Below are 16513 nucleotides of genomic sequence, written 5' to 3' on the forward strand. Positions count from 1 at the left end.
CTGCGCCAGGTCGGCTCACCGAACCCCGACGTGAAACGCGCCTGCCTGGCCGTGGCGAAGTCCTTCAGCGCCTGCTGCTGCACGTCCGCGTTCCCAGCCGCCAGCCACTCATTCTCCCGCCGGGCCGCGGTCAGCTGACGGCACTGCTCGGCAAACCCCGGCGCGGACCTGCGCCCCGGACTCCAGTACGCGTGCTGCTCCACCGCGAGGTTCCACACGTACCGGGCGTGCGCGCAGTGCAGCAGCATCTGCCGCTCCTGCCCACCCGCCGGGTACAACCGAAACCGTGCCATGCCCCGAAACGTAGACCACACGTTCCCCGCCCGCGCACCTCATCGATCACCATCACCCATCCGAGCGACAACACCGCACACCACCGGCCACCAGCGCCAGGTCCCTCACCTCCCTGTCACCACCACCAGTCCGTGCCCGCCCTCCACATCCCGGACGGTGACGCCGGATCGCCCTGACGGCGATCCGGCTCTCCCTGCCCGAAAGCCAGGTGGACCCGGCGGGCTTCCCCTACCTGGAGAAGTCGAACTTCAACGTCCTCAGCCAGAGCATCCCGGTGCTGGCGATCCTGGCCATCGGCGCCGGCGTCCTGATCATCGCCGGTGAGTTCGACCTGTCGCTGGGCGCCAACTTCACCTTCTGCGCGCTGGTGTTCACCCGCTGGTACTCCGACGGGTCGAGCGCCTGGACCGCGACCGGCATGGCCCTGCTGACCGGTGTCGCGATCGCCCTGCTCAACGCCCTCCTCGTGACCAAGGCCAAGATCCCCTCCTTCATCGTGACGCTCGGCATGATGCTGTTCTGGGAGGGCGCGGCGCTCTTCTACAACGGCACCACGGCCGCACTGATGGTCCCGAGCGAGTCCGTGAAGCAGGTGTTCACCGCCGACCTCGGCTTCTTCCGCGGCCAGGCGCTGTGGATGGTCGGCGTCGGGGTGGTGTTCTGGCTGCTGGTGCACCGGCACCGGCTCGGCAACCATGTCTTCGCCGTCGGCGGCAACCCCGCCGCCGCCCGCGCCATCTCGATCAACCCCGACCGGGTCAAGATCATCGCGTTCGGCATCCTCGGTGTGTGCGTGGCGCTCGCCGCCGTCCTGACCGCGGTGCGCACCGGCTCGGTGCAGCCCGGCGCGGGCCGCGGCATGGAGCTGAAGGCGATCGCGGCCGCGGTCGTCGGCGGGGTCGCGCTCTCCGGCGGCCGGGGCAGCGTCCTCGGCATGGTGCTCGGCGCGGCGCTCATCCTCACCGTGCAGGACATCCTGCTGCTCGGTGGTGCGCCCGGCTTCTACCTGGACCTGTTCGTCGGTCTGATCATCGTCGCCGCGGCCTTCTTCAACCGTCTGATCGAGGGGAAGGCGAAGTGAGCGCCGCCGAGCCCACCGCCGGAAACGGAGCAACCATGTCCCCCACCGCCACCGCCGAAGCCACGGAAGAGGCCACGGGCGAGGTCCTGCTGGAGCTGTCCGGGATCACCAAGCGGTACGGAGCCAACACCGTCCTGGACGACGTGGGTTTCCGGATCCGTCAGGGCGAGGTGGTCGGGCTGCTCGGCGACAACGGCGCCGGCAAGTCGACCCTGGTCAAGACGATGTCCGGGGTGGTCGTCGCCGACGAGGGCGACTACCTCTGGCGTGGTGAGAAGCTGACCACGCTCAACCGGCAGGAGACCGAGAGGCGCGGCGTCGAGACGATCTTCCAGGACTCGGCCCTGGTGCCGTCCATGACGATCACCCGCAACATCTTCATGGGCCGTGAGCTCACCAACGCGCTGGGGCTGCTGAAGCTGCGGCAGATGGACGAGATCGCCGCGCAGATCCTCGACAGCGTGGTGACCATCGAGGGCATCAAGAGCCCGCGCCAGCTGGTCGGTTCGCTCTCCGGCGGACAGCAGCAGGCGGTGGCGATCGCGCGTGCGGTGCACTTCAAGCACAGTCTGCTGATCCTGGACGAGCCGACCAGCGCGCTGGCGGTGCGGGCGACCGAGGCGCTGCTGAACTACCTGCTCCGGCTGAAGCAGGAGGGAGTCAGCTCGGTGCTGGTCACGCACAACCTGCACCACGCGTTCCAGATCTGCGACCGGCACATCGTGATGAACCACGGTCGCAAGATCCTCGATGTGAAGCGTGCGGACACGAGCGTCGAGGAGCTGACGGCGGCGGTCGTCGAGGGGCCGGAGGGTCTGCGCCGCTTCCGTGAGGGCAAGCCCCTCGCCTGACCGGCGGCGCCCGGACGCCGACGAGGCCGGACCCGCCGTGGGAGAGGCGGGTCCGGCCTTCGGTGCACGCCGGGCGGTTACGCCTTCGACGAGGTCACGGCGTCGTGCGCGGCGCCCCGGCCGAGGCGCTGGCGGACCACGGCCACGACCACCACGCCGATGGCCACCAGGGTCGACAGGACGACCTGGTCACGGCCGCCGCCGTCGGCGGTGTCGGTGAGCATGTAGACCAGGACGAAGGCGATCAGGGCGATGGTGGCCCAGGTGAGGTAGGGGTAGAGCCACATCCGGACGACCAGCTTCTCGGGCGTCTCCCGCTCGATGATCTTGCGCATCTTCAGCTGGGAGAAGCAGATCACCAGCCAGACGAACAGGGCGATGGCGCCGGAGGAGTTGAGGAGGAACTGGAAGACGGTGTCGGGCCATAGGTAGTTGAAGGCGACCGCGACGAAGCCGAAGACGACCGAGGCCAGGATGGCCGCGCGCGGCACACCGCGGTCCGTGGTGGTGCCGAAGGCGGCCGGGGCGTCGTTGCGGCGGCCGAGGGAGAACGCCATGCGCGAGGCGGTGTACAGACCGGAGTTGAGGCAGGACAGCACCGAGGTCAGCACGATCGCGTTCATGATCTGGGCGGCGTGCGGGATGCCGATGGAGCTGAGGGCGGCGACGTACGAGCCGTCCTCGAGGATCGCCGGGTCGTCCCAGCGCAGCAGCGAGACCACGATGAGGATCGAGCCGAGGTAGAACACGGCGATCCGCCAGATCACGCTGTTGGTGGCCTTGGTGACCGCGCCCTGCGGGTCGGCGGACTCACCGGCCGCCAGGGTGACGATCTCGCTGCCCATGAAGGAGAACACGACCATGAGGACGCCGGTGAGGATCGCTCCGGGTCCGTTGGGCAGGAAGCCACCGTGCGCGGTGAGGTTGGAGAAGCCGGACGCCGGGTGGTCCGAGCCGGGCAGCAGGCCGAAGATCGCGAGGCCGCCGATCACGATGAACGCGGCGATGGCGACGACCTTGATCCCGGCGAACCAGAACTCGAACTCGCCGTAGGAGCTGACCGAGACCAGGTTGCTGGCGGTCAGGACGACCATGACGATCAGGGCCCAGCCCCACTGCGGGACCGCGGGGATCCAGCCGGCCAGGATCTTGGCGCCGGCGGTCGCCTCGACCGCGAGGACGACGACCCAGAAGAACCAGTAGAGCCAGCCGATGGTGAACCCGGCCCAGCGGCCGAGCGCGCGGTCCGCGTAGGCCGAGAAGGAGCCGGAGGTGGGGTTGGCCGCCGCCATCTCGCCGAGCATCCGCATCACGAGGACGACGAGGACGCCGACGAGGGCGTACGAGATCAGGATGCCGGGGCCGGCCGTGGCGATGCCGGAGCCGGAGCCGACGAACAGGCCGGCGCCGATGACTCCGCCGATCGCGATCATCGACAGGTGGCGGTTCTTGAGACCGGCCTTCAGACCGGGCTCTGCGGGAGGTGCTTCGGGGAGGGTCGTGGTCATCTCGACATCCGGGGAGGAGGGGACGGGCTGTCGAGCCGGGAAATTAGTTCACTACGATCGAAAAGAACAAGACTTGTTTAAGTGTTCACCTTGCTCTATTTTGCAGGCAACCGTGGAACCGCCTCTTCCGGGAGCCCTCCGTGCACCACGCCGTGACCTCGCTCAGCAGGCAGTTAGGGTGGCGCCGTGGTGAATCCAGCGGGCAAGTTCGGCCCCTACGGCGGCGGGGACACCCGCCTGCGCTCCGGCGGGAGTCAGACGGGGTCGGACCTGGTCCGCTCCCGGGTCGCGCTGCGGGTGCGTCTGAAGTCCGTGGCACCGGGTGACCGGCTGCCGGACGCCGGCGTCCTCGCGGAGGAACTCGGGATCGGTGAGATCACCGTGCGCCGCGCACTGGAGGGGATGTGCCAGGACGGCCTGCTCGACCGGCGACGCGGCCGCTCCGGCGGCACCTTCGTCGCCCCGGACTGGGACACCGTCGTCGCCCTGATGCACGACGCCGAGGAGGCCGCCGTACTGGACTCCTTCCACCTGCTGCTGGAGTGCGGACTGGTGGCGCACGGCGCGGGCGAGGTCCAGGACGGCTCCCTCGAAGGGCTGCGGTCGCTGGTCGCGGAGCTGGACCTGGCCGAGGACCCGGCCCGGCTGGTCGAACTGGAGACCCGCTTCCATCTCGACCTCGCCGAGCTGCTCGGCGGCGCCGGGATCCGCGAGTTCGCCGCCGATCTCCTCGGCCGCCAGTGCCTGCTGCTGCCCCCACCCGACCCGGCGGTGGTACGGGCCCGCAACCGCTGCCACGCCGACCTGCTCACCGAACTCGGCCGCGGCGCGATGGACCCGGCCGTCCGGGCCGTGAAGGAACACCAGCGGGCCCGCCCGAGCTGACGCCCGGCCCCTGTCGTCAGGCCCCTCGACGCACGCCTGGCCCCCACCGCCACCGTCCCCGAAGGAGCAGTCGCCATGTCCGACCCCGGAGCCGTCGGCCCGCCGCCGACGTCGGGCCCCGCCGGCGGCACGCCCCAGCGGCTGCGCGGCGGTGTGCTCGGCATGGCGGACATCGCCGCCGCCACCATGGCCAACGTCGGCCCGGCCATGAGCTTCTTCTTCGGCTTCGCCTTCCTCGCCACCACCGCGGGCGTCGCCTCCCCGCTCACCATCGCCGCCGCCGGCGTCGCCGTCGCCCTCCTCGGCAACACGCTCGCCGAGTTCTCCCGGGCGCACCCCTCGGCGGGCAGTTTCATCACCTTCGTCGGCAAGACCTTCGGGCCGGTCAGCGCCGTCACCACCGCGCTGCTCGCCGGGCTCGGCTACATCATCGCGATGGCCTCGGTGATCGCGATCTCCGGCGGGTTCGTACAGATCACCCTGCACCACTACACCGGCATCGACCTGCCGTGGATCCTGTGGACGCTGCTGCTGACCGGGGTGTCGGTGGTGCTGATGCTGCGCGGGATCGTGGTCTCCACCAAGTGGGCCGGCTATTTCTTCGGCGTGGAGATGCTGGTGCTGGTCGTGGTGTCCGTGGCGGCACTCGTCGAGCACCGCGGCGAGCTGTCCGCCGCCCCGTTCCTGCCCGGGCATCTGCGCCACGGCCTCAGCGGCCTCGCGGCCGGGTTCCCGCTCGCGGTGTACCTGTTCATCGGCTGGGAGAACTCGGCGGCGCTGGCCGAGGAGACGGAGAACCCACGGCGCAACGTCGGCCGCGCGGTGCTCTCGTCCGTCGCGATCATGACGGTGAGCTACATCCTCTTCTCGTACGCCACCGTCACCGGCTTCGGCTACGACACGGCCGCGCTCGGCGACTCCCCCATCCCCTTCATCGACGTCGCCCAGCACACGCTCGGGGCGCTGGCGTTCCTCGCCTACGTCGGGGGGCTGACCTCGACCCTCGGCGTGCTGATCGCCGGCATCAACTCACAGGCCCGGCTGATCTTCAACGCCGGACGGGAGGGGCTGCTGCCGTCCTTCTTCGGATACGTCCACCCGACGCGTCGTACGCCCAACAACGCGATCGTCACGTTCGCCGTCACCTCGCTGCTGATCATCGGCGGCTGGGGGCTCGGGCATCTGCTCGGGCCCGGCGGCGGCCGGATGGACCCCGTGGTCTTCTTCACCGAGTCCTCCAGCCTGGGCGCGCTGCTGATCCTGCTGGTCTATCTCGCCTCCAACATCGCGCTGCCGCTGTACTACCGCCGGTACCGGCCGCAGGAGTTCCGGACCGTACGGCATCTGGTGCTGCCCGGGGTGGGCGCGCTGGCGATCCTGGTGCCGCTGTACTACCTCGCCAAGCCGGGGCAGCCGGCGCCGTACAGCTGGTTCCCGTACGTCGCACTGGTGGCGCTCGTCGCCTCCGTCGGGTACGCCACGGTGCTGGTGCGGCGGGATCCGACGCTGGCGGAGCGGGTGGGCTCGGTGGTCGCGGACGCGGAGTAGCCCTGCGGGCGGCCACGCCGCTGTTCGGGTGCGGCGCCGTCCTGGCTTGTCGCGCCCCGCGGCGGAGCCGCATATGTCACAGCCCCGCGCCCCTGAGGTTGCGGACCTCGAGCCTTGCTCAGACGGCGCCCGGAGTCGGTTGTCGGGGGCGGCGGTAGATGTACGGCGGCGCGGCGGACGGCGTGTCGGGGTCGGTCAGGGTGCTCAGGAGATGATGGTCCGGGGACAGGGCGCAGGCCGGGTCGGTGCGGGTGGGGTCGGCGGTGAGGGCGTGGGCCTGGCAGCGGCAGCCGCCGAAGTCCTCCTCGCGGCGGGGGCAGGTGCCGCAGGGGCCGGTCATCGGCCAGTCGGTGCCCCGGTAGCGGTTGAAGGCGGGCGAGTCGTCCCAGATCCAGGCGAGCGGGTGGTCCCGTACGTTGGGCGGGTCCAGGTCCGGCAGGGAGGCGGCGGCCGGGCAGGGCAGCACGGTGCCGTCGGGGGTGACGGTGAGCGAGACCGCTCCCCAGCCGCCCATGCAGGGCTTGGCGACCCCGTCGAAATAGTCGGGGACGACCCATACGAGGTCGATGCGCCCGGCGAGCCGCTCGCGCCGGTGTTCGACGGTCTCCCGGGCGCGGGCCAGCTGGTCGCGGGTCGGCAGCAGGGCCGCCCGGTTGAGCAGGCCCCAGCCGTAGAACTGGGTGTTGGCCAGCTCGACGCGGTCCACGCCCCAGGCCTCGCCCAGGTCGATGAGCTCGCCGACGGAGTCGAGGTTGTCGCGGTGCAGGACGACGTTGAGGCCGAGCGGGAGGCCCGCCGCGCGGACCAGGGCGGCGGCCCGTTCCTTGGCGGCGAAGGCGTGCGGGCGCCCGGCGATGCGGTCGTTGGCCCGGGCGTCGGAGTGCTGCACCGAGAGCTGGACGCTGCGCAGCCCCGCCTCGCGGAGCGCGGTCAGACGGGGCTCGTCCAGACCGGTGCCGCTGGTGACCAGCTGGGTGTAGACACCGGCGGTCTCGGCCGCGGCGACGATCCGCTCCAGGTCGGGACGGAGCAGGGGTTCGCCGCCGGAGAGATGGGTGTGGACGACGCCCAGCGCGGCGGCCTGCCGCAGGACGTCCGCCCACTCGTCGGCGCTCAGTTCGCCCGAGCGGCGGGCCAGTTCCAGCGGGTTGGAGCAGTACGGGCAGTGCAGCGGGCAGGCGTGGGTGAGTTCGGCGAGGAGGGCCCAGGGGCGGGCCGGCGGGCCGGCGGGGGTCATGTGAGCCAGCCCTCCCCGCGCAGCCGGTCGAGGAAGGCGGGCACCTCGGCGGCGACCGGGGCGCCCGGGAAGCGCGCGGCCAGTTCGCCGACGATCCCGGGCACCGTACGACTCCCGTCGCACAGGCCGACGACCTGGCCCGCGTGGCCTTCCAGGACCACCACCCGTTCGGGCAGGACCAGCAGGTCCGCGCCCCGCACCGGGTCGTGCCGCAGCATCAGCGCCGGTGCGAGCGCGGGACACCAGGCGGCGCCGGCCACCGCCGTCACCCCCGCACCCGCCAGGGCCGCAGATCCCGCTGCGCCGACCCGTCGCCGTCCGTCCCGCGGACCGGACCGGGCCGACCCTGCGGATGGGCACTCCGCCGCCACGGCCGGCTGTCCGTCTCGGGCCGCTCGGCGGAGAGCGCTCGTTCATCGCGTCCGGGGAGCTCCCCCCGTACGGCTCGCTCCTCCCGTACCAGTGGCTCGTCCCGTCCGGCACGGGTGTCCCGGACGGTGGTGCGCCAAGGGCGGAGGTCCACCTCCGGCCCGGCCCGGCCGTCCCGTTCCGCGGGGCCCTCCTGCTGGACCGCGTCGAGGAGTGCCCACAGCACCTCGCACTTGAAGGTGAGCGCGGCCAGGGCGCGCTGCTGTTCCGCTCGGGTGCGGGCCCAGTCCAGGACGAGGCCGAGCGCCTCCGTGCTGTCGCGCCGGCCCTGGTCGACACGGGTGCGGAAGTAGGCGAGGCCCTCCGGATCGATCCAGGAGTAGTGGCGTTCGAAGGCGTCGATGCGCGTCCGCATCAGATCGGGTGCGGTGAGCTCGGTGAGCGAGGCCGCGACGGCCTCCAGCGGCGGTCGCAGCCGGCAGAAGTTGACGTACCCCTCGACCGCGAGCCGTACGCCCGGCAGGACGGAACCGCCCGTCAGCAGCTCGCGGCGGTCCAGGCCGGCCGCCTCGCCGAGCCGCAGCCAGCGCTCGATGCCGCCCTCCCCCTCCGTGCGCCCGTCGTGGTCCTCGATGCGCCGCACCCACATCCGCCGCAGCCGCGGCGAGTCCAGCTTGGCGGTGATCAGCGCGTCCTTGACCGGGATGTGCCGCTGGTAGTGGAAGCGGTTGGCGATCCAGGCGCGCACCTCCTCGGGGCGCAGGTCGCCCTCGTGCATCCGCAGGTTGAAGGGATGCCGGTCGTGATAGCGCTCCCGGGCCACCGCGCGCAGGCGGTCCTCGAACTCGGCGGGGTTCCAGGGTGCGTCGGCGGGGCTCCCGGATGCGGCCGAAGAGACTTCGGTCCGGGGAGCGAGTGTCGTGGTCACAGCTCGATCACCAACTCGTCGTCGGCCACCTCGACGCCCAGCCGGGCGAGCCGCTTGTGCTGCGGCGCGGCCGGGTCGACAAGGGGGTTCGTGTTGTTGAGGTGCGTGTAGTAGCAGCGGGCGGACAGCGTGGCGAGGATGCCCGCGGTGCCGCCCGGACCGTCGATGGGCAGATGGCCCATGCCGGTGGCGGTGCGGGAGGAGATGCCGGTGCGGCGCGGCTCCTCCTCGTCCCAGAAGGTGCCGTCGACGATGACGCAGTCGGCCTCGGCGGCGACCCGGTGCAGGGCGTCGGACCAGACGGCGACCGCGGGCGCGTAGACCGCCGTACGGCCGGTGGCCGGTTCGTACAGGCGCAGCGCCACGACCCAGGCGTCGTCCGCGGGGGCGTCGGCGGCGTACCGGGGACGTTTGGCGGAGACGGGTACGGCGCTGATCCGCAGGCCCTCGTCCGGCGGGCCGAGCGGGTGCGCGCCGTGGCAGGTGAGGTCCCGCCAGGTCAGGGCGGTGTAGGGGCCGAGGATCTCGCCGAGGCGCAGGCGGTCCTGAAGGGCCCCGCGGACCGGGGCCGTGGCGTGGATCTCCAGGGCGTCGGCCTCGCGCAGCCGGGCGATGCCCAGGGTGTGGTCGAGTTCGGCGTCGGTGAGGACGACTCCGGCGATCGGTGTCTGCCGGGGCCCGGGGCCGGGGTGGAGCGCCGGGTGGGCCTCGATCTGGTCGCCGATGTCGGGGGTCGCGTTGACGAGGTACCAGCGGCCGTCGTCCGTACGGACCGCGAGGGAGGCGTGACGGCGGCGGCGCTCGGGATGCGCGCGTGCCCCGGAGCATCCGGGGCACGCGCAGTTCCACTGCGGGATGCCGCCGCCGGCCGCGGTGCCGAGCAGCTGCAGCAGCACGGCGGCGGTCTAGCGGGCCGCGAGGGAGTAGGCCGTGACCTCCAGGGCGGTGTCGACGACCGTGTAGCCGGGCGTCTGCCAGGCGACGGTTTCGGCCGCCTCCACGGTGGTCGCGGCCGGGTGCTCCGCCCGCTCGGTGGTGTCGTTCATGGTGCGTACCTTCCTTTCGGAGGAAATGCGTCCGGATGGGTTCACCCCTCGGTGAGGGGAGCCTGTGGGTCCGGGCAGGAGGTCACCCGAGGGCGACCTTCAGGAGGGAGTCCTTGTCGGTGCCGCGGTCGCTGGTGCCGAGCCAGAGCTCGTCGGCGTCGGGCACCTTGGCGAGGGCGCGCAGCCGGCCGTACGCGCCGGTGTAGTACGACACGGCGGTGCCGAGGCCGGTGCCGGTGGCGTCGATGGGCAGCGCCCACAGCCGCTCGCCGCGCAGGGTGGAGACGTACAGGACGTCGTCGGCGATCGCGGCCTGGGCGGGGACGCCTCCCTCGGCGGGGTGCCAGACGTGCAGGGGGTTGGTCATGCCGGCGGTGTCGCAGGTCCCCTCGCAGGTGGGCCAGCCGTAGTTGGCGCCCGGGCTGATCAGGTTGACCTCGTCCCAGGTGTTCTCGCCGATCTCGGTCTCCCACAGCCGGCCGCGCGCGTCCCAGGCGAAGCCCTCGGGGTTGCGGTGGCCGAGGCTGTAGACACGGGTGCCGAACGGGTTGCCGGGCGCCGCCTCGCCGCTCCTGGTGAGGCGCAGGATCTTGCCGTTGAGCGAGTTCGGGTCCTGGGCCAGGGGCTTGTTTCGGGCGTCGCCGGTGCTGACGTACAGATAGCCGTCCGGGCCGAAGGCGATCTTTCCGCCGTTGTGGTCACCGCCGCGGGCGATGCCGCCGAGCACGACCTGGTAGTCGCTGAGCGAGGTGCCGTCGAAGCGCATCCGGACGACCCTGGTCTCGGCGGCGGCCGTGTGGACGAAGTAGACGTCCGTGTCGGTGGTGCCGTTCCAGGTGGGCGAGGGGGCGACGCCCAGCAGCCCGCCGCCCTGGCCGAAGTCGCCGCCGGTGGGGGCGAAGACGGTGTCGGGCACCTCGCCGACCTTCGTCCGGGAGCCGTCCCGCGCCACCGTCCACACCCCGGCGCTGTGCCGCTCGGTGACCAGGGCCCGCTGCCCGTCGGGCAGGAAGGTCACGGTCCAGGGCCGGTTCCACCCGTCGGAGAGGACGGAGACGGCCGAGGGCAGGGCCGAGGGCGAGGCCGCGGCCCGGTCGCCCGGCGCGGGGTGGGCGACCGCCGACGCGGGCCGCGCGCCGCAGAGCGCGAGGAGGGCGGTGACGGCGGTGACCACCACGCGGCGGGACAAGCTCATTTGACGGTGACTTTGAGGATGCGGTCCTTGGTGTCCCCGCCGTCGGTCGTGCCGACCCAGAGCTCGTCGGTGCCGGGCACCTTGGCGAGCGCCCGCAGCCGGCCGTAGCTGCCGTTGTAGTACGACGTTCCGGCCCCGACGGCCTTGCCGGTGCCGTCGATCGGCAGGGCCCACAGGCGCTGGCCGAGCAGGGTCGTGACGTAGATGACGTCCTTCTTGACGGCGATCTGGGCGGGGACGCCGCCCTGGTCGGGGTGCCACACCTTCTTCGGGTTGGTCATCCCGGCCTTGGCGCAGGATCCCTCGCAGGTGGGCCAGCCGTAGTTGCGGCCCGGTTCGACGAGGTTGAGCTCGTCCCAGGTGTTCTCGCCGATCTCGGTCTCCCAGAGCCGGCCGCGGCTGTCCCAGGCGAGGCCCTGCGGATTGCGGTGGCCGAGGCTGTAGACGCGGGTGCCGAAGGGGTTGCCGGGGGCCGCGGCACCGCTCCTGGTGATGCGCAGGACCTTGCCGTTGAGGGAGTTCTTGTCCTGCGCGAGATTGCGCTTCAGGGCGTCGCCGACGCTGACGTACAGATAGCCGTCGGGGCCGAACGCGAGCTTTCCGCCGTTGTGGTCGCCGCCCCGGGTGATGCCGCCGAGGACGACCTTGTAGTCGCTCAGGGTGCTGCCGTCGAAGTGCATGCGCACGACCCGGATCTCGGAGGCGGCCGTGTGGACGAAGAAGACGTCCCGGTCCGTGGTGCCGTTCCAGGTCGGCGAGGGGGCGACGCCCAGCAGTCCGCCCTTGCCGCCGCTCGGCGAGGGCGGCACGGTGTTCGGGACGGTGCCCACCTTCTTCTTGGAGCCGTCGCTCGACTGGAGCCACACGCCGGCCGTGAAGCGCTCGGTCACCAGGGCCCTCTTCCCGTCGGGCAGGAAGGTGATGCCCCAGGGCCTGGTCCAGCCGCGGGACAGGACGGTGACGCCCGTCGGTGCGGCGGCCGTTCGGGTGCTCCCCTCGGGGTCGGCGGCCGCGGGCGACGCGGGCTGCAGGAGGCAGGTGCCGAGGACAGCGGTGACGGCGGCGATCGCGGCCCGGCCGTGCCGGACTCGATACGGCACCGGTTGCGCCAAGCGTGACATTCCGAAGCCTTTCCTGTCGTGGGGGGGGGCGACCGGCCGCGTGGAGGAAGGAGGGCGCCGCCGAATCGGAGAGCGCGGACACGGGAAGCACGCGTGCCGTGGTGCGGCACCGGCTCCCTCGCGTCGACTCCCTCAAGGAGTATTGGGGCCTGTTTTCCGCACGGGCCACCGGAGATCGTCCATCCTGCTGACGGCCCGGGCGGCCGGGTGAACGCGGGGCGAATACGTAACGGGATACGTGGTTCTACGGAGGTGCCGGGCTCCGGGGGCCGTCTACGTTCGGTGTGTCGAACGTCGTGAGCCGTGTTGAGGGGACCGAGTGAGAGGCAAGACCCGAGGGGTGCGGGGCAGGGGGGTGACCCTGCTGGTGGCGGGGAGTCTGCTGGCCGGGTGCTCGGCCCAGGGGGCGGACGGCGGGGCCGCCCCCAAGAGCGGTTCGCCGTCGGCCCGCGCCAAGGCCGGTGCCACGGCGAGCCCTTCGGGCCCCGCCCTCTTCACCGCCGACCCCTCGCTGGTCCCCCGGACCGCCGAGGAGGGCGCCGTCCTCGCCGACGCGGTCGTGCTCGCCGCCGGCGACTGGGGCCGGGGCTTCGTCGCCCAGCAGCCGGCCGCGAGCACCCCGGGCACCTGGGCCGTGCTGGACGCCGGCTGCCGCTGGGAGCGGGAGAAGCTGCCGAACGGGGTGCTGGCCAGCTCGTCCCGCTACAGCCGGCTGCCGGCCGGCGGCGGCAAGGGCGCGGTCAAGGTGACGGCCGCGACCACCGTGCACGCCTCCGTCCTCGGCGCGGACGAACAGCTGAGCACCACCCTGGAGGAGGTGCTGCGCTGCCCGGAGCAGCAGCCGCGCGGCAACGAGCGGATCACCGGGCTCAATTCGCTCGGCGTCCCGTTCGGCGTCCGCGAACAGGGGTACGCCGACGACTCCGTCATGGAGACCGGCCAGTACGCCGAGAACGGCGGCGCCGCCCAGCCGTACTCGTGGATGGTCGCCCGGCTGGGCACGGTCGTCGTGGCCGTCTCGGTGACGGGCGCGAAGGGGAACACTCAGCAGGAGCTGAACCAGGTGGGCGGCGAGGCGCTGGCGAAGATGCTGGAGCGGATCCAGCTGCGGTTGAAGGGGAACTGATGGAACCGCTGCGTACCTCCGACCCGGCCCGGCTGGCGGGCCACCGGCTGCTCGGGCGGCTCGGCGCGGGCGGCATGGGGGTGGTGTACCTGGGCCGTTCGGCCGGGGGCACCCTGGTCGCGCTGAAGGTGATCCAGGCCGAGTACGCCGAGGACCCCGGCTTCCGGGAGCGGTTCCGGCGCGAGGCGGACACGGCCCGCCGGATGACCAGCCCGTGGGTGGCGCCGCTGGTGGACGCCGATCCCGAGGCGGAGCAGCCGTGGCTGGCGACCGCGTTCGTACCGGGACCCTCGCTGGCCGAGGCGGTCGCCGCGTACGGGCCGCTGCCGGTGGGGAGTCTGCGGGCGCTCGGGGCGCGGCTCGCCGAGGCGCTGCGGGAGCTGCACGGGGTGGGGCTCGTGCACCGGGACGTCAAGCCGGGCAATGTGCTGCTGGCGCTGGACGGGCCGCGGCTGATCGACTTCGGGGTGGCGCGGGATCCCGAGGACACCTCGCTCACCTCGACCGGTGTCGTGGTCGGCACCCCCGGGTTCCTCTCCCCCGAACAGGCGCGGGGCGGCCGGGAGTCGGGTCCGGCGGGCGATGTGTTCTCGCTGGGCTGTGTGCTGGCGTACGCGGCGACCGGGCGCCCTCCGTTCGGCACCGGGTCGCTGGACGCGCTGCTGTACCGCACGGTCCACGACGCGCCCGACCTGGAGGGTGTCCCGGAGGACATCGTCCAGGTGGTGGGCGACTGTCTGGAGAAGGACCCGGAGCGGCGGCCCACGGCCGAGGCGCTGGCCCGGTCCCTGTCGGCCGCCGAGCCGGCCTCGCCCCCCGATCCGCGTGAGGCGCTGCGGGCGGTGCGTCCCGAGACGGCGGACGGACCCGCCGCGCCGCACCCGGTGCCCGAGAACACGGCTCCCTCGGACAAGGCTCCCTCGGACACGGCTCCCGAGGACGCGGTCCCCGGTGACGAGGCCTGGCTGCCGGAGCCGCTGGTCCGGCTCATCGCCGAACGGTCGGCGGCGGGGCTCGCGCTGCCCGGCATCGACGACACCGAGATCGACGCCTCGGACGCGACCGTGCCGTCTCCGGCCCCGCCCGCGGGGCGCGGCCCCGGCCGGCGCCGCTTGCTGCTGCTGGCCGGTGGTGCGGCGGCGGTGGCGGCGGGCGGGGGCGCGCTGGCCCTGCGGGGAACGCTCTTCGGCGGCGGCAAGAGCTCGGGTTCCGGCTCGGCGCCGAAGGACAGCTTGCCCCTGTACACCATCGGGCTGCACGCCGATCTGAGCGGTGATCAGAAGGCCGTCGGGCGGGCCCAGGAGCGGGGGCTGCGGGTCGCGGTCGAGGAGTTCAACGCCCGGGGGGACGCGCGGTTCGCGCTCGCCGTGAAGACGGCCGACGACGGCGGTGATCCGGCGCGGGCGCCCGAGGTGGCCAAGCGGTTCGTCGCGGACCGTACCGTCCTGGCCGTGGTCGGTCCCACCACGGACACCACGGCGCTGGCCTCGCTGGCGACGTACGACGCCGCGTCGCTGCCCCTGATCGCGGTGTCTCCCGGGGCGACCGTGCTGGACGTGTCGGGCAGCCGGTCCTTCCTGCACGCCCGGGTCACGGACACGATCCTGCCGTTCTATCTCAACGCCTATCTGCGGGGCACCGCCAAGTCGCGCGCGATCGGGATCGTCGACGACCGGGCGTCGGACACCTACGGCTGGGAGATCAGCAGCACCCTCAGCAAGATCCTGCGCGACGACCGGCAGCCGGTCGTGCCGAAGGTGGTGAGCGCGCTGCGGACCGACTTCGCGCCGACCCTGGACGCCCTGCTCGACGGGGGCGCCGACTCGGTGGTGTTCGCCGGCTACCACGACCGGGCCGCGCTGCTGGCCCGGGAGCTGACCCGCCGTGACTTCCCGGGGGCGCGGGCCGCGGCGCACGGGGTGCTGGACGCCCGGTTCCTGTCCGCCGCCGGGGAGGCCGCCGAGGGCTGGGCGATCCTCGCCCCGGTCATGGACGCGGCGACGGCCCCCGAGGCGAAGGCGTTCGCGGCCGCCCACCGCAAGCTCTTCGACGCGGAGCCCGAGCGGTACTCCGTCGAGACGTACGACGTGGCGCAGCTCGTGCTCAGGACCCTGGGCTCGCTGGCCGTGGGGCGCCGCACCCGGGCCCGGCTGACGACGGCGCTGCGGTCGGCCACGTACGAGGGGATCAGCCGGAACCTGGCGTTCGACAAGACGACCGGGGCGCTGGTCATCGACGGCAGCGGGGTCTACCTGTGGAAGGTCGCCGGCGGGCGGTTCGTCTACCAGGGCGTGGCGCCGTTCCAGGTCACTGCCTGAGGGGGCGTCGATGGAGCCCTTGCGCGGCGCCGATCCGGCCGGGATCGGCGGTTACCGGCTGCTGCGCCGACTGGGCGCGGGCGGCATGGGCGTGGTGTACCTGGCCCGCTCCACCGGCGGTTCGCTGGCGGCGCTGAAGGTGATCCGCGCCGGGCACGCCGACGACCCGGGGTTCCGGGCCCGGTTCCGCCGCGAGGTGGAGACGGCGGGCCGGGTCGTCAACCCCTGGGTGGTGCCGCTGCTCGACGCGGACCCGGACGCGTCCTCGCCCTGGCTGGCCACGGCGTTCGTGCCGGGTCCCTCGCTGGCGGAGGCGGTCGAGGAGTGCGGGCCGCTGCCGTACGCGACCGTCCGTGTCCTCGGGGCCCGGCTCGCCGAGGCGCTGGACGCGGTGCACGGGGCGGGGCTGGTGCACCGGGACGTCAAGCCGGGCAATGTGCTGCTCGCGGTCGACGGGCCCCGGATGATCGACTTCGGTATCGCGCGGATGCCGGAGGACACCGCGCTCACCGCGAGCGGCATGGTGGTCGGCTCGCCCGGGTTCCTCTCCCCCGAGCAGGCTCAGGGGCGGGGCCGGGAGATCGGACCGGCCAGTGACGTCTTCTCGTTCGGCTGTCTGCTGGCGTACGCCGTCACGGGCGAGCGTCCCTTCGGCTCGGGCTCCGCCGCCGAGGCGCTGATGCGCACGGTCCACGACGAACCGGACCTGAACGGCGTACCGGAACCGCTGCTGCCGCTGCTGCGCGGCTGCCTGGAGAAGGAGGCGGGGGCCCGGCCGGGGGTGACGGAGATCCGACGCGCTCTGACGGGCGCCGTGACGGAGGGGGGCGTGTGGGGCGGGGCCGCGTCAGAGGGGACCGTGTCGGAGCCGGCCTCGTCGGAGCCGGCCTCGTCGGAGCCGGCCTCGTCGGAGCCGGCCTCGTCGGAGCCGGCCTCGTCGGAGCCGGCCGTGTCGGAGCCGGCCGTGCCGGGCGGGAGCGTGCCCGGCGGGGCCGTCTCGGGCGGG

General features: G+C 72.9%; 15 protein-coding genes and 1 pseudogene. 7 read left to right on the forward strand and 9 right to left on the reverse strand.

Annotation, left to right across the window (positions count from 1 at the left end):
- Positions 1–293, reverse strand: a 293-nt coding sequence (locus ABZ464_RS35770) for a helix-turn-helix domain-containing protein (RefSeq protein WP_359284284.1), incomplete at its 3' end; no start/stop codon positions are given.
- A 209-nt stretch (positions 294–502) separates the two neighbouring features.
- Here ABZ464_RS35770 and ABZ464_RS35775 point away from each other — a divergent pair.
- Together ABZ464_RS35775 and ABZ464_RS35780 are read left to right on the forward strand one after the other, a co-directional pair.
- The gene (locus ABZ464_RS35775) at positions 503–1375 is read left to right on the forward strand and encodes an ABC transporter permease (protein WP_359284287.1); all 873 of its coding nucleotides are present in this window, start codon (positions 503–505) and stop codon (positions 1373–1375) included.
- Between the two features lie 35 nt (positions 1376–1410).
- Positions 1411–2226 (forward strand): ATP-binding cassette domain-containing protein, encoded by an 816-nt coding sequence (locus ABZ464_RS35780; RefSeq protein WP_359284290.1) that lies wholly within the window; start codon positions 1411–1413, stop codon positions 2224–2226.
- A 77-nt stretch (positions 2227–2303) separates the two neighbouring features.
- On the opposite strand, the gene ABZ464_RS35785 is transcribed toward ABZ464_RS35780, so the two are convergent.
- Entirely contained in the window at positions 2304–3734 is a 1431-nt protein-coding gene (locus ABZ464_RS35785; RefSeq protein ID WP_359284291.1) for an amino acid permease, read from the reverse strand.
- A gap of 186 nt (positions 3735–3920) precedes the next feature.
- Here ABZ464_RS35785 and ABZ464_RS35790 point away from each other — a divergent pair, with 186 nt between their 5' ends.
- Positions 3921–4619, forward strand: a complete 699-nt coding sequence (locus tag ABZ464_RS35790; RefSeq protein WP_359284294.1) for an FCD domain-containing protein — start codon at positions 3921–3923, stop codon at positions 4617–4619.
- Between the two features lie 75 nt (positions 4620–4694).
- Entirely contained in the window at positions 4695–6167 is a 1473-nt protein-coding gene (locus ABZ464_RS35795; RefSeq protein WP_359284296.1) for an APC family permease, read from the forward strand.
- Between the two features lie 118 nt (positions 6168–6285).
- Here the strand turns inward: ABZ464_RS35795 and pqqE are convergent, their stop codons facing one another.
- The 7 genes and pseudogenes from pqqE to ABZ464_RS35830 all read right to left on the reverse strand — a co-directional run bounded on the left by pqqE (position 6286) and on the right by ABZ464_RS35830 (position 12063).
- A complete protein-coding gene (pqqE, locus tag ABZ464_RS35800) occupies positions 6286–7404 on the reverse strand; it encodes a pyrroloquinoline quinone biosynthesis protein PqqE (RefSeq protein WP_359284298.1) in 1119 nt (372 codons plus the stop codon).
- A complete protein-coding gene (gene pqqD / locus ABZ464_RS35805) occupies positions 7401–7622 on the reverse strand; it encodes a pyrroloquinoline quinone biosynthesis peptide chaperone PqqD (protein ID WP_359284517.1) in 222 nt (73 codons plus the stop codon). Before pqqD ends, pqqE begins: the two co-directional genes overlap by 4 nt.
- A gap of 344 nt (positions 7623–7966) precedes the next feature.
- A pseudogene (gene pqqC / locus ABZ464_RS35810) lies at positions 7967–8632 on the reverse strand (pyrroloquinoline-quinone synthase PqqC); the annotation flags it as partial.
- A 65-nt stretch (positions 8633–8697) separates the two neighbouring features.
- The gene (gene pqqB / locus ABZ464_RS35815; protein WP_359284301.1) at positions 8698–9597 is read right to left on the reverse strand and encodes a pyrroloquinoline quinone biosynthesis protein PqqB; all 900 of its coding nucleotides are present in this window, start codon (positions 9595–9597) and stop codon (positions 8698–8700) included.
- A 9-nt stretch (positions 9598–9606) separates the two neighbouring features.
- Positions 9607–9747, reverse strand: a complete 141-nt coding sequence (pqqA, locus tag ABZ464_RS35820; RefSeq protein WP_359284303.1) for a pyrroloquinoline quinone precursor peptide PqqA — start codon at positions 9745–9747, stop codon at positions 9607–9609.
- 82 nt (positions 9748–9829) lie between these two features.
- A complete protein-coding gene (locus tag ABZ464_RS35825) occupies positions 9830–10942 on the reverse strand; it encodes a PQQ-dependent sugar dehydrogenase (RefSeq protein ID WP_359284305.1) in 1113 nt (370 codons plus the stop codon).
- The gene (locus ABZ464_RS35830) at positions 10939–12063 is read right to left on the reverse strand and encodes a PQQ-dependent sugar dehydrogenase (RefSeq protein WP_359284306.1); all 1125 of its coding nucleotides are present in this window, start codon (positions 12061–12063) and stop codon (positions 10939–10941) included. Before ABZ464_RS35830 ends, ABZ464_RS35825 begins: the two co-directional genes overlap by 4 nt.
- A gap of 319 nt (positions 12064–12382) precedes the next feature.
- Here ABZ464_RS35830 and ABZ464_RS35835 point away from each other — a divergent pair, with 319 nt between their 5' ends.
- From ABZ464_RS35835 to ABZ464_RS35845, 3 genes are all read left to right on the forward strand, one after another.
- Positions 12383–13189, forward strand: a complete 807-nt coding sequence (locus tag ABZ464_RS35835; protein ID WP_359284308.1) for a hypothetical protein — start codon at positions 12383–12385, stop codon at positions 13187–13189.
- Complete coding sequence (locus ABZ464_RS35840) at positions 13189–15507, forward strand: ABC transporter substrate-binding protein (protein WP_359284311.1); 2319 nt, start codon at positions 13189–13191, stop codon at positions 15505–15507. Before ABZ464_RS35835 ends, ABZ464_RS35840 begins: the two co-directional genes overlap by 1 nt.
- A 10-nt stretch (positions 15508–15517) precedes the next feature.
- A partial coding sequence (locus ABZ464_RS35845) for a protein kinase (protein WP_359284313.1) occupies positions 15518–16513 on the forward strand: 996 nt, incomplete at its 3' end.

The organism is Streptomyces sp. NPDC005820 (assembly GCF_040630255.1).
GTDB lineage: Bacteria > Actinomycetota > Actinomycetes > Streptomycetales > Streptomycetaceae > Streptomyces.

Excerpts from the sequence above, each read along its gene's own strand:
- ABZ464_RS35795 (WP_359284296.1), top strand. The coding sequence starts at position 4,695 with ATGTCCGACCCCGGAGCCGTCGGCCCGCCGCCGACGTCGGGCCCCGCC.
- ABZ464_RS35780 (WP_359284290.1), top strand. The coding sequence starts at position 1,411 with ATGTCCCCCACCGCCACCGCCGAAGCCACGGAAGAGGCCACGGGCGAG.
- ABZ464_RS35840 (WP_359284311.1), top strand. The coding sequence starts at position 13,189 with ATGGAACCGCTGCGTACCTCCGACCCGGCCCGGCTGGCGGGCCACCGG.
- ABZ464_RS35785 (WP_359284291.1), bottom strand. The coding sequence starts at position 3,734 with ATGACCACGACCCTCCCCGAAGCACCTCCCGCAGAGCCCGGTCTGAAG.
- pqqA (WP_359284303.1), bottom strand. The coding sequence starts at position 9,747 with ATGAACGACACCACCGAGCGGGCGGAGCACCCGGCCGCGACCACCGTG.
- ABZ464_RS35825 (WP_359284305.1), bottom strand. The coding sequence starts at position 10,942 with ATGAGCTTGTCCCGCCGCGTGGTGGTCACCGCCGTCACCGCCCTCCTC.
- pqqE (WP_359284298.1), bottom strand. The coding sequence starts at position 7,404 with ATGACCCCCGCCGGCCCGCCGGCCCGCCCCTGGGCCCTCCTCGCCGAA.
- pqqD (WP_359284517.1), bottom strand. The coding sequence starts at position 7,622 with ATGCTGCGGCACGACCCGGTGCGGGGCGCGGACCTGCTGGTCCTGCCC.
- ABZ464_RS35830 (WP_359284306.1), bottom strand. The coding sequence starts at position 12,063 with ATGTCACGCTTGGCGCAACCGGTGCCGTATCGAGTCCGGCACGGCCGG.